Origin of the sequence: Inmirania thermothiophila (assembly GCF_003751635.1) — a bacterium.
GTDB lineage: Bacteria > Pseudomonadota > Gammaproteobacteria > DSM-100275 > DSM-100275 > Inmirania > Inmirania thermothiophila.
The window spans coordinates 405,554-417,191 of record NZ_RJVI01000002.1; the positions used below are offsets into that span (position 1 = coordinate 405,554).

General features: G+C 75.1%; 14 protein-coding genes. 6 read left to right on the forward strand and 8 right to left on the reverse strand.

Annotated elements, in window-relative coordinates:
- Positions 1 to 18 precede the first annotated feature (18 nt).
- The 4 genes from fdh3B (at position 19) to EDC57_RS07655 (ending at position 2,513) form a co-directional block, all read left to right on the forward strand.
- Complete coding sequence (gene fdh3B / locus EDC57_RS07640; RefSeq protein WP_123401282.1) at positions 19 to 630, forward strand: formate dehydrogenase FDH3 subunit beta; 612 nt, start codon at positions 19 to 21, stop codon at positions 628 to 630.
- 51 nt (positions 631 to 681) lie between these two features.
- Positions 682 to 1,719, forward strand: a complete 1,038-nt coding sequence (locus EDC57_RS07645) for a formate dehydrogenase subunit gamma (RefSeq protein WP_123401283.1) — start codon at positions 682 to 684, stop codon at positions 1,717 to 1,719.
- 72 nt (positions 1,720 to 1,791) lie between these two features.
- Positions 1,792 to 2,025 (forward strand): MoaD/ThiS family protein, encoded by a 234-nt coding sequence (locus EDC57_RS07650; protein WP_123401284.1) that lies wholly within the window; start codon positions 1,792 to 1,794, stop codon positions 2,023 to 2,025.
- A gap of 2 nt (positions 2,026 to 2,027) precedes the next feature.
- Positions 2,028 to 2,513, forward strand: a complete 486-nt coding sequence (locus tag EDC57_RS07655) for a molybdenum cofactor biosynthesis protein MoaE (RefSeq protein WP_123401285.1) — start codon at positions 2,028 to 2,030, stop codon at positions 2,511 to 2,513.
- Between the two features lie 8 nt (positions 2,514 to 2,521).
- Here the strand turns inward: EDC57_RS07655 and EDC57_RS07660 are convergent, their stop codons facing one another.
- From EDC57_RS07660 to EDC57_RS07685, 6 genes are all read right to left on the reverse strand, one after another.
- A complete protein-coding gene (locus tag EDC57_RS07660; protein ID WP_123401286.1) occupies positions 2,522 to 3,415 on the reverse strand; it encodes a YiiX/YebB-like N1pC/P60 family cysteine hydrolase in 894 nt (297 codons plus the stop codon).
- A gap of 79 nt (positions 3,416 to 3,494) precedes the next feature.
- Complete coding sequence (locus EDC57_RS07665; protein ID WP_123401287.1) at positions 3,495 to 4,628, reverse strand: aminotransferase class V-fold PLP-dependent enzyme; 1,134 nt, start codon at positions 4,626 to 4,628, stop codon at positions 3,495 to 3,497.
- 51 nt (positions 4,629 to 4,679) lie between these two features.
- On the reverse strand, positions 4,680 to 6,077 hold the full coding sequence (gene merA, locus EDC57_RS07670; protein WP_123401288.1) for a mercury(II) reductase: 1,398 nt from the start codon (positions 6,075 to 6,077) through the stop codon (positions 4,680 to 4,682).
- Positions 6,074 to 6,325, reverse strand: a complete 252-nt coding sequence (gene merF / locus EDC57_RS07675) for a mercury resistance system transport protein MerF (protein ID WP_245995178.1) — start codon at positions 6,323 to 6,325, stop codon at positions 6,074 to 6,076. Before merF ends, merA begins: the two co-directional genes overlap by 4 nt.
- Positions 6,326 to 6,336: 11 nt before the next feature.
- Entirely contained in the window at positions 6,337 to 6,654 is a 318-nt protein-coding gene (locus tag EDC57_RS07680; RefSeq protein ID WP_123401290.1) for a cation transporter, read from the reverse strand.
- 4 nt (positions 6,655 to 6,658) lie between these two features.
- Positions 6,659 to 7,051, reverse strand: coding sequence for a mercuric transporter MerT family protein (locus EDC57_RS07685; RefSeq protein WP_123401291.1), 393 nt, complete (start codon positions 7,049 to 7,051; stop codon positions 6,659 to 6,661).
- A gap of 81 nt (positions 7,052 to 7,132) precedes the next feature.
- Here EDC57_RS07685 and EDC57_RS07690 point away from each other — a divergent pair, with 81 nt between their 5' ends.
- Entirely contained in the window at positions 7,133 to 7,573 is a 441-nt protein-coding gene (locus EDC57_RS07690; RefSeq protein WP_123401292.1) for a MerR family transcriptional regulator, read from the forward strand.
- A gap of 149 nt (positions 7,574 to 7,722) precedes the next feature.
- Here the strand turns inward: EDC57_RS07690 and EDC57_RS07695 are convergent, their stop codons facing one another.
- Positions 7,723 to 9,021: a DUF3422 family protein gene (locus EDC57_RS07695; RefSeq protein ID WP_123401293.1), complete on the reverse strand. Its 1,299-nt coding sequence runs from the start codon at positions 9,019 to 9,021 to the stop codon at positions 7,723 to 7,725.
- 136 nt (positions 9,022 to 9,157) lie between these two features.
- On the opposite strand from EDC57_RS07695, the gene EDC57_RS07700 reads away from it, so the two are divergent.
- Complete coding sequence (locus EDC57_RS07700) at positions 9,158 to 10,009, forward strand: alpha/beta fold hydrolase (protein WP_123401294.1); 852 nt, start codon at positions 9,158 to 9,160, stop codon at positions 10,007 to 10,009.
- Between the two features lie 13 nt (positions 10,010 to 10,022).
- Here the strand turns inward: EDC57_RS07700 and EDC57_RS07705 are convergent, their stop codons facing one another.
- A complete protein-coding gene (locus EDC57_RS07705) occupies positions 10,023 to 11,456 on the reverse strand; it encodes an acyl-CoA dehydrogenase family protein (protein WP_123401295.1) in 1,434 nt (477 codons plus the stop codon).
- Between the last annotated feature and the right edge of the window lie 182 nt (positions 11,457 to 11,638).

Genomic DNA, 11,638 nt, shown 5'->3' on the forward strand with positions numbered 1-11,638 from the left:
GCTGAGGAGTGACGAACGATGGCACGAATGAAGTTCCTCTGCGACGCCGACCGCTGCATCGAGTGCAACGCCTGCGTCACCGCGTGCAAGAACGAGAACGACGTCCCGTGGGGGATCAACCGCCGGCGGGTGGTGACCATCAACGACGGCGAGCCGGGGGAGCGCTCCATCTCGGTGGCCTGCATGCACTGCTCGGACGCCCCCTGCATCGCCGTCTGCCCGGTGGACACCATCTATCAGACCGAGGACGGCGTGGTCCTGCACGACAAGGACATCTGCATCGGCTGCGGCTACTGCTTCTTCGCCTGCCCCTTCGGGGCGCCGCAGTTCCCGGCGGCGGCGGCCTTCGGCTCGCGCGGCAAGATGGACAAGTGCACCTTCTGCGCCGGCGGCCCCGAGCCCGACCTGTCCACGGCCGAGCACCGCAAGTACGGATCGAACCGCCTCGCCGAGGGGAAGCTGCCGCTGTGCGCGGAGATGTGTTCCACCAAGGCGCTACTCGCCGGCGACGGCGCCGAGATCGCCGACATCTACCGGCAGCGCGTGGTCTGGCGGGGCGCCGGGGCCGGTGCGTGGGGCTGGGACCTCGCCTACGGGCGGCGCCAGCGGCAGAACGCCAATCGCCAGTGAACGGGGGCGGGGCGGCGGCCGTCGCCGCCCCGCGCCGGCGGAGGAGGTCCCATGATGCGAGCACGTCCCGGGTGCGGGTGGCGCACGGTCCTGGCCGCCGCGCTGACCATGGCGGTGCTGGCGGCGCCGCTGATCCCGCAGGGCTGGGCCTATCTCGGCGACCCCAAGTCGACGCAGCGGATCGATCCCACCAACCGCCTCTGGCGCGAGCTGCGCCAGGGTGCGGCGGGGCAGACCCAGGTGCAGGCGCCCGAGGCCGGCGTCCTCATCGCCAGCGCCGGCGAGGAATGGCGGCGGCTGCGCAACGGACCGCTGCGCACCTGGGGCGCCTACTGGCTCGCCGCCGCCGCCGGCGGCGTGGCGCTGATCTTCCTCTGGCGCGGGCGCATCCGCATCGAGGGCGGGCGATCCGGGCGGACGGTGGAGCGCTGGCGCCTGCCGCACCGGGTCCTGCACTGGTACACCGCGGTCCTCTTCCTCATCCTCGCCCTCACCGGGCTCAGCCTGCTCTACGGCCGCGCCGTGGTGCTGCCGCTCTTCGGCAAGGAGGTCTTCGGTCTCTACGCCCAGGGGGCGAAGGTGCTGCACAACTACCTCGGCCCCCTCTTCCCCGTGGGGGTGATCCTCATGGCCGCCCTGTGGGCACGCAACAACCTGCCGGCGCGGGTGGACCTGCGCTGGCTGGCCGAGGGGGGCGGGATCCTGTTCCGCGACCGCCACCCGCCCGCCGGGAACATGAACGCGGGGGAGAAGCTCTGGTTCTGGATCGTCGTCTTCGGCGGGCTGACGGTCTCGGTCACGGGGATCATCCTGGACTTCCCCGGCCTCGGCCAGACCCGCGAGACCATGCAGACCGCCCAGATCGTGCACGCCGCGAGCGCGATCTTCATGCTCGGCTTCGCCGTGGGCCACATCTACATCGGCACCCTCGGCACCGAGGGGGCCCTCGAGGGCATGGTGCACGGCCGTGTGGACGTCAACTGGGCGCGCCAGCACCACCTCCTCTGGTACGAGGAGATCACCCGCGGCGGGGGTCCAGAGCCGGAAGCGGCGGGGGAGGGGGAGGGTGAGCCCGCCGCCGGCGCCTGAGCCGCGCCGCTCCCGCAGCCCGCCGGGCGGTGGTAGGCTAGGGGGCGGGAAGCCGCCGGAGGTCAGTCGCCCATGCCGGTCCGTGTCCGTTTCTTCGCCAGCCTGCGCGAGCGCATGGGACAGGAGGAGGTCCAGGTGCGGGTGGACGGCCCGCTCACCGTGCGCGAGCTCTGGGCGCTCGCCACCGACGGGCGCGAGCTGCCCCCCAACCTCCTCACCGCCGTCAACCTTGAGCACGCCGAGCTCGACTGGACGGTCCAGGACGGCGACGAGGTCGCCTTCTTCCCGCCCGTGACGGGGGGCTGACCATGCACGTGGCGGTCACCGCCGAGCCCATCGAGCCCTACCGGCTGCTCGCCGAGCACGAGGCCCGGCGCGCCGGGCGGCGCGCCGCCTGCGGCGCGACCGCGGTCTTCATCGGCACCATGCGCGACCACAACGAGGGCGACCCGGTGCAGGCCATGACCCTCGAGCACTACCCGGGCATGACCGAGCGCTACCTCGAGCGGCTGGTGGCCGAGGCGCGGGCACGCTGGGCCATCGACGACGCCCTCGTCGTCCATCGTGTGGGCGAGCTGCGCCCGGGCGATCCCATCGTGGTGGTGGGGGTGTGGGCGGCGCACCGTGCCCACGCCCTCGCCGCCTGCCGCCACCTCATCGAGGAGCTCAAGTCCCGCGCCCCGTTCTGGAAGAAGGAGCGCCTCCCGGACGGCGAGCGCTGGGTGGAGCACAACACGCCCGGGGAGGTGGAGGAGCCGCCGGCGGGCGGGGATCCGGCGCGGCGCAGCGCCTGAGGGCCGGCTCAGCCGGCCGCCTCGTCGCCGCGGTCGGCCTCCAGGGCCTGGGCCGTGGCCTGGGCGAGGCGGGCGCTGTCCTCCGGGTCCAGCAGCTCGGCGCAGTCCAGCACGTCCTCGTTGCAGACGATGCCCTCGGCCCCCCAGGGCAGGCGCCGGTAGAGGCCGACGTCGTCGATCCCCAGCATCGGGTACTTGATGATCTCGAAGTAGGGCGAGTAGTCGAAGTCGCTGGGCGTGAAGAGCTTCGGATTGCGCCGCAGCAGACGCAGCCGCCCGTCGGCGTCGCGGGCGACGAAGGGCAGGACCGGGAACTGCACCTCGGCGAAGGCCTCGGCGAGCATGGTCGAGCACACGGTGCGCGTGGCGCCGCCGGCGTTGTGCTGGAACAGACTCGAGCGCCAGCGCCGCGGCATCAGCGTCCACGGGAAGAGGAAGCGGGCGAGGTCGAGGATCTGGCGGGTGTCGTAGGCGGTGCCGAGGCGCGAGACCGCGAAGGCGATGACCTTCTGCGCGTCCGCGGGCGACAGCCCCCGCGGCCGGCAGATGCGCAGGTTGTCGTGACGGTACTTGGCGAGCGGCGAGACCACCGTGCCGTGCCCGAGCAGCGCCTCCACCACGAGCTGCTCGTCCGGATCGCACGCATGGTGACGCAGCAGCCGCTCGCGCACGTCCGGATCCTCGATGTCGTAGAGCCGGCCGATGTAGAGGGCGGCGTGGGACCAGCGGCTCTGGGTGATGACCTTGATCACCTCGGCGACGCGCGTGCGCCCCTCCACCAGCAGGACGTCGCCGGGGCGGATCTCGTAGGAGAGGCGCTCGAAGTCGCAGGGCGGGAAGGGCTGCGGGGGCCTCTCCTCGTTGAGCCAGCGGATCACGCGCACGCGCAGCCAGCCGATCATCGATTTCGCACGCCTCCCATCACCTTCCCTGAAAACATAGACCGGCCGGAGCGGGCCCGGGTTTACATCGCGCCCGCGGTCACGGGCGGGCCGTCGCCTCCAGCGCCGCGACCGCCCGCCCCAGGCGCGCCTCGTCCAGGTGGAAGTGGGGCGAGAGGCGCAGCGCCCCGGCGCGGTGCGCCGCGAACACCCCGCGTGCGCGCAGCGCCTGCAGCCGCGCCGCCTCGTCGCCGCGCGGATGGCGCAGGGCGAGGATCCCCGAGGGCAGGTCCGGGCGCGGGACGCGCACCGGCCGCCAGCCCGCCTGCCGCGCCCCCTCGCACAGGACCGCCACCGCCTCCTGGATGCGCCGCTCCACCTCCGCCATCCCCACCGCCTCCAGCAGCGACAGGCTGGCCTCGAGGCCGTGGATGCCCACCATGTTGGGGCTGCCGCACTCGAAGCGCGTGGCGTCGGCGGCGACCTCCCAGGCGAGGGCCTCGAAGTCGTCGCGGCGGGCCAGCATGTGCCAGCCGTACTCGTGCAGCGCCAGGGCCTCGCGCAGCGCCGCCCGGCAGTAGAAGACCCCGATGCCCTCCGGACCCAGCATCCACTTGTGCCCGTCGGCGGCGAGGAAGTCGATGTCGTCGCGGACCACGTCCACCGCCACGGCGCCCACGGCCTGGATCGCATCGACGCAGAACAGCCGCCCGTGGGCGCGGCACCAGGCGCCGAGGCGGCCGAGGTCGAGGCGCAGCCCGTCGGCGTACTGCACCGCGCTCACCGCGAGGAGCCGCACCCGCGGGTGGGCCGCGGCCGCAAGCAGCGCCGCCTCCGGATCCACGGCCTCGGCGAGGGGCACGAGCACGGTCTCGACGCCGAGGCGCGCCAGGGACTGCCATACCACCCGGTTGGAAGGGAACTCCTCGCGCGCCGTGACCACGCGGTCACCCGGGCGCCAGTCGAGCCCCCAGGCAACGAAGGAGAGGGCCTCGGAGGTGTTCTTCACCAGCGCGATGTCGGCGGGGTCCGGCGCGCCCACGAGCCGCGCCAGGCGCGCGCGCAGGCGCGCCTCCACGGCGAGCCACTCGCGGTAGGCGAGGCTGCCGCGGCGCGCGTTCTCGGCCGCGAAGCGCGCCACCGCCTGCGCCGTGCGCCGCGGCCACGGCGCCACCGCGGCGTGGTTGAGGTGCACCACCTCGAGGTCCGCGAACTCCTCCGCCCACCAGCTCATGGGCCCAGTATCGGCGGGCGCGGCGGCCCGCGCAAACGGGCCGCACCCCTCTCAGGCGGCGCAGCAGGAGAGCTTCGCCACGTCGCGGCGGAAGGTCTGGGCGCAGAGCTTGAGCGCCTCGGTCCAGGTGAGGTAGGGGAAGAGCTCGCCCGCGAGGGCGTCCACCGTCATCCCGGCCCGGATCGCCAGCGCCGCCGCCTCGATGAGCTCGCCGGCGTGCGGCGCCACCGCCTGCACGCCCAGGATGCGCAGGCTCCCCGCCTCGGCGACGATGCGCACGAAGCCGTGGGTCTCGAAGTTCGCCAGCGCCCGCGGCACCTCGGCGAGCGGCAGCGTGCGCACCTCCACCGCGATCCCGCGCCGCTCCGCCGCGGCCTGGTCGAGGCCCACCGCCGCCACCTGCGGCTCGGTGAAGATCACCCACGGCAGCACCGAGAGATCCAGCACCGCGTCGCCACCGGTCATGTTCTCGCCCGCGCGGCTGCCCGCCGCCGCCGCCACGTAGACGAGCTGGGGCAGGGGGGTGCAGTCGCCGGCGGCGAAGACGTGGGGCCGGGTGGTGCGCAGCCGCTCGTCGACCCGGATCGCGCCGTTCGCCTCCACCGCCACTCCCGCCTCCTCGAGGCCCAACCCGTCGGTGTTGGGCCGGCGCCCGGTGGCCACCAGCAGGCGCTCGGCCTCCACCACGCCGTCCCCGGCGACGATGCGGAACCGCCCGTCGTCCCAGGCCACGGCCTCGATCCGGGCCCCGGTGCGGACCTCGATGCCCTCCGCCCGGAAGGCCTCGGCGAGCGCCGCGCCCACGTCCTCGGCCTCCCGCGAGAGCAGCCGTCCCCGTGCCAGCACCGTCACCCGCGAGCCGAGGCGGGCGAAGGCCTGCGCAAGCTCCAGGGCGACCGCGGAGCTCCCGAGCACCGCCAGGCGCGGCGGCGTCTCCTCGCTCGCGAGCGCCTCCGTGGAGGTCCAGTAGGGGGTCTCGGCGAGCCCCGCGACGGGGGGCAGGGCGGGCCGCGCCCCCGTGGCCACCAGCACCGCGTCCGGACGCAGGCGGTCGACGCCCCCGTCCGCCCGCGCCACGCGCAGAATGTGGGCATCCTCGAAGCGGGCCTCGCCCTGCAGGAAGGTCACCCCCGGCAGCGACGCGAGGACCGCCTCGTACTTGGCCTCCCGCAGCGCCTCCACGCGCGCGGCCATCTGCCCGGCCAGGGCCCTGCGGTCCAGCGCCGGGGCGTACCGACCGAGCCCCGCGAAGGGGTGGGCCGCCTGCAGGTGGGCCACCTCCGCCGCCCGCAGCAGGATCTTGGAGGGCACGCAGCCGACGTTGACGCAGGTGCCCCCGAGGGTGCCGCGCTCGATCATCACCACCCGCGCACCCCGCTCCGAGGCCCGGATGGCGGCGGCGAAGGCCGCCGCCCCCGAGCCGATGACGGCCACCGTCGGGCCGCTCATCGCCCGGCCTCCGGCACCCCACACGCCCGGCGCCGCCGCATCCGCAGCCACGCAAACAGCGTCACCCCCGCGGAGACGATCAGCATCGGCCACAGGACGTAGTCCGCCCAGGCCAGCCAGGCCGCAAGGCCCAGCGCCGGCAGCAGGATCAGCAGGGCCGGGGTGAAGCAGCAGATCGCCGCGATGATGGTCCCTGCGGAACCCCATTTCAGTAGCTTGCGGTCGTTCATTGCGGTCGTTTCTCGCATCCTGCCGGCCCTCAGGGCCGCGTCCCGGTCAGGGGGCGGGCGGGGTAGCCCATGGCCGCCGTCGCCGCCGTGAGATCCTCCACCCGCGCCCTCGCGTCGTCGTAGGTCACCACCGCCTTGCGCTCCGCGTAGGAGACCCGCACCTCCCGCACGCCGGGCACCCGCTCCAGCGTCCTGCGCACGATGTAGGGGCAGCTCGGGCAGGTCATGCCCTCCACCGCCAGCGTCACCGTCCGCAGCGCCGCCTGCGCGCTCCACGCAAGCCCCAGCGCCACGACCAGGCACAGCCCCAGCGCCAGCCGTCCCACCCGTTTCCGCCGTCCGTCCATCTCCTCAGCCCTCCAGCCACAGCGGCGCCACGTAGGGGAAGGCCAGGGCCGCCGCGGTGAGCACCGTCGCCGCCCACAGCGCCCCCACCACCCAGGGGCTGCGCCGCGCCGGCGCGCAGCCCCCGCCGGCACAGGCCGGACGCCGGTACACACGCCAGAAACCGAGGCCCAGGAACAGCACCGTGGCGGCGACGAAATACGGCTGATAGGGTGCGAGCGCGGTGAGGTTGCCGATCCAGGCCCCGGTCGCCCCGAGGCTGAAGAGCACCAGCGGCACGATGCAGCAGGAGGAGGCCGCCACCGCCCCCAGGACGCTGCCCGCCGCCGCCACCCGCGCCCCGCGGTCGCCGGCCGCGGCCTGCGGCCGCGCCTCGAGCCCTTCGTTCGTCGCCGCCATGAACGCCGCCTCCGGTTTGCCTCTTCACCCCACGTGCAGGCAGGATAGGACCTGTAGCGACTACAGGTTCAAGGGGGCGGCATGGGCGCAGATCCCCGCGGGCTCCTCAGCATCGGCGCGCTGGGCCGCGCCACCGGCGTCCGCGTCGAGACCATCCGCTACTACGAGCGTCTCGGGCTGCTTGCGCCCCGCAGCCGCACCGAGGGCGGGCACCGCCTCTACGACGCCGCCGCGCGCGCGCGCCTGACCTTCATCCGCCGCGCCCGCGAGCTCGGCTTCTCCCTCGACGAGATCCGCGGGCTCCTCGCCATCGCCGACGAGGCGCGGCCCGACTGCGCCGCCGTGCAGGCCCTCGCCGAGCGGCACCTGCACGACGTCCGCCGACGCATCGCCGACCTGCGGCGCATGGAGACCGTCCTCGACGCCATGCTCGCCCAGTGCCGCGCCGGCCGCTCCCCGGCGTGCCCGCTGATCGAGGCGCTCGCCCACGCGAGCGGCGGCCCGCGCGACGAGGCCGGCTAGGCGCGGGAACGGAAGGCACGGCGCCGGGCGCATCCCGTGCATTGCGCATAATGTCAATTATGTAAAGTTCGCCGGTGATGGCGCGCGCGGCCCTGCAAGCACCCCGGGGCCCTGCAAGCACCCCGGAAGGCCCGGGGCCGCGCGGCGGCTCAGGGATGGCGCCGGCCTTCCTCGCGCATGAGGCGCCTGCGCATGCGCTGGATGCCCCACCCCACGGCGCCCACCACCACGGGGATCGCGAACCCCGTGGCGAGGGCGGGATCCAGGGGCAGGCCCGCGGCCTTGGCCGCCTTGGCGGCGTAGCCCACGAGGCTCACGAGGTAGTAGCTGAGCACCACCACGGAGAGCCCCTCGACGGTCTCCTGCAGTCTGAGCTGCAGGCGCGCCCGCCGGTCCATGGAGGCCAGCAGATCGCGGTTCTGCTCCTCCAGCGCGATGTCGATGCGGGTGCGCAGGAGGTTGGCGGCGCGGGCGATGCGCTCGGCGATCTCCTCGCGCCGCGCGTTCACCGAGCGGCAGGTGGCCATGGCGGGCTCGAGGCGGCGGGTCATGAACTCCTCGATGGTCTGCAGGCCCGGGATGCGCTCCTCGCGCAGCTCGGCGATGCGCCGGCGCACGAGGTCGTGATAGGCGGCGGCGGCACCGAAGCGGTAGGCGGTCTCGGCGCCGATCCGTTCCACCGCGGCGGCCATGGCGGTGAGGTCGGTGAGCAGCGCCCGCTCGTCCTCGAGACTGCCCGGCGAGGCGAGCCGGGCGGTGACCTCGGCGAGGCGCCCGTCGAGCTCGGCGAGGGCCGGGCCGTGGGTGCGGGCGAGCGGCAGGGCCAGCAGCGCCATCATGCGGTAGGTCTCGATCTCGAGCAGCCGCTGGACGAGGCGCCCGGCCTGGCGGCCCCGCAGCCCGCGGTCGTGCACCAGGATGCGGCCGAAGCCGTCGGCATGGAGGCGGAAGTCGCTCCAGACGTAGGCGGCACCGCCGGCGACGCGGCTGCCGGCGATGGCGGTGGGGGCGAGATGCTCGCCGAGCTCCTCGAGGGTGGGGACCGGCGCCGTGCGCGGGCGCATGGCGAGGTGGAGGGCGACCAGGAGCTCGCCCGGAAGGCCCGCGAGCCAGTCCCGGGGCACGGCGGCGAGGGGCGGCTCGCCGAAGGGATCGCGGAAGCCGCCGCGGACGATGAAGGTGTAGGTGGAGAACTCGGTGTGGCGCTCCCAGCGCAGGCGCCCCCAGCCGAGATCCACGGCGTGGTGCTTCGCCTCGCGCGGCGGCGTGGGCACGCCCTCGGCCTCGCAGAGGGTGCTCAGGTGGGCGTGGTCGGCGCCGGCCCCGCCCTCCCCCGTGACCAGGGCGAGGTGGGAGACGCGCACCGGCGCCTGCAGGCTCTCGTACGGGCGGGCGTGGGCCTCGCGCGCGAGGGCGCGGCGCTGGGGGTGCTCGCGCAGCGGCAGCATGCGGACGGTCTCCCCTGGTGCGGGTGCCGGCCCCCTCACCCGGGCGGTTCTTGTGCTTCTCTGCGGTCGGCGGCGGCCGATCCGGGGCCGGCGGAATACTATATCGGCCCGTCGCGACGGGAAAAACGGAGGAGGCATGCCGCACGAGGAGCTGTGGGTGGAGACCCGGGGGCTGCGCCTTGCGGCACTGGCCTGGGGCGAGCCCGGGCTGCCGGTGGTGCTGGCGGTGCACGGCTGGCTCGACAACGCGGCCTCGTTCGAGCCGCTGGCGCGGCATCTCGCGGGACGGCTGCGGCTGGTGGCCCTGGAGCTTCCCGGCCACGGCCACTCGGCCCACCGCCCGCCGGGCCTGCCCTACCACTTCGTGGACTTCGTCCAGGACGTGGTGGACGCCCTGGACGCACTGGGGCTCGAGGAGGTGGCGCTGCTCGGGCACTCCCTCGGGGCCTCGGTGGCGGCCTTCGTCGCCGCCGCGGCACCGGAACGCGTCCGCCGCCTCGCCCTCGTCGAGGGCCTGGGGCCCACCAGCGGCCGCCCGCGGGAGGAGCCCGGGCGCTTGCGCACGGCGGTGGCGCAGATGCGGCGCCACGACCCCGAGCGCAGGCCGCGCCATGCGAGCCTCGACGAGGCGGCCGCGGCGCGCGCCCGCGCCGGCGGTCTCTCACTGCAGGCGGCGCGGCTGCTCGCCGCACGCGGCACGCGGCGCGACCGCGACGGGCGCGTCACCTGGCGCTCCGACCCGCGCCTCACCTTCCGCTCCCCGATCTATCTGACGGAGGCGCAGGTGCGCGCCTTTCTGCGCGCCATCGCCGCCCCCACCCTCCTGATCCTCGGCCGCGACGGCCTGCTCGCCGGCCGCGCCGCGACCCGCGCGCGCATGGCGTGCCTGCGCGACCTGCGCCTCGAGCTCCTGCCCGGGGGGCACCATCTGCACATGGAACGGCCGCAGGCGGTGGCGGAGGTCCTCCTCCCCTTCCTCGCCGCGTGAGGCGCGGCCGGGCTCAGGCCCCGCGGGCGAGGACCGCGGCGACGCGCCGCGCCAGGGCCGCGAACACGGCACGGGCCCGCGCCTCCGGCTCCGCCCCCGCCAGCAGCCGCTCGACGGGGCGGAGGATGCGCTCCGCCTCGCCCCGCCGCAGCCGCGGGGCGAGGTGGGCCGCGAGGAGGCGGTGCGCGCCCTTGCGCTGGCAGACCTCGATGCCGTCGAGGGCCTGGCGGTGGGGGGTCCCCTCCCAGGTGGCGAGGATCAGGGCCTCCCGCAGCAGGCGCTCGACGCCCTGCTCGGCGAGCATGCCGAGGCCGCCGTGGGCCTCCATGGCCCAGCGCGCCGCCGCCACCGCGACCTCCGCGGTGTGGTACTTGGCGAGGTGGGCGAGGAGCCGGAAGCGGTGATAGGCGTCGTCGTAGGGCGGGCGCACGCGCCAGACCGCATCCAGGCAGCGCGCGGCCTCGAGGGCGAGGGCCACGGCGCCGTCCACCGCCGCCGCCATGCTCCGCGCCTCGGCGGCGAAGAGGGGGTGCCTGGCCAGCGGCCGGCCGAAGACCACCCGGACGCGGGCATAGGCCGTGGCCTCGTCGAGGGCCCTGCGGGCGAGGGCGGCGGCGGCCACCGCGTTGGCCACCCGGGACAGGTTCAGGACCTCGAGGATGCGGTAGATCCCCTCCCCCGGACCGCCCAGGGACCAGCCGACGGCGCCCTCCAGCAGCACCTCCCCGGTGGCGACGGAGCGCGTCCCGATCTTGTCCTTGAGGCGGCGCACCCGGTAGTTGAGGCCGCCGTCGGGGCGCCGGCGCGGCACCGCGAAGAGGCCGAGCCCCCGCACCCCCGGAGGGGCGCCGGCCGGACGCGCCGCGACCACCGCGACGTCGGCGCCGACGTTGCTCGCGAAGTACTTCTCCCCCGTGAGCCGCCAGGCCCCACCCTCGGGTGCAGCGACGGTCTCGACCCCGGCGCCGAGGTCCGACCCCCCTGCCCGCTCCGTCATCCAGGTCGCCCCCTCCCAGCCCGAGGCGGGGTCGCGGAAGGGATCGAGGAGCGGTGCGGCCCATGCCGGATCGCCGTACTTCTCGAGGGCGAGGGCCGTGGCGAGGGAGACGGTGTAGGGGCAGTAGAGGCCGGGGTCATGATAGGCGGTGATCCAGCCGAGGGCGAAGAAGGGCCCCAGCCCCGCGCCGGCGAGCGCCCGCGAGACGACACCGGCGGCGTAGCCGCGGTGCAGGAGGCGGTCACGACCGCCGCTCCACAGCACCCCGTCCTCGCGCCGCCCCTGCCGGTCCCAGGTCCGAAGCCAAGGGGTGCCGGCGCGGTCGACGGCGCACGAGAGGGCCTCGCCCTCCTCGCGCCACCACGCGGCGTACGCGGCAAGCTCCGCCCCCAGGGCCGGCGCGAGGGCGCAGGCCGGCTCCAGCGGCGCCTCGGGGACCACCTGCTCCATGCGCTCCCCCGGACGTCGTCTACCCTTGCTCAGGTGTAGCACCGGGCGGCGACGACCACCAGCCTCGCCCCTCGCGTCTACCGCATGGTGATCTACACTTCCGATTTGTGGAAGGCTGCGGCGCCCCGTCGCAGCGCCCAGGGACAAGGGCACCGGCGAGCCACTACCAAATAGAAGGAGGA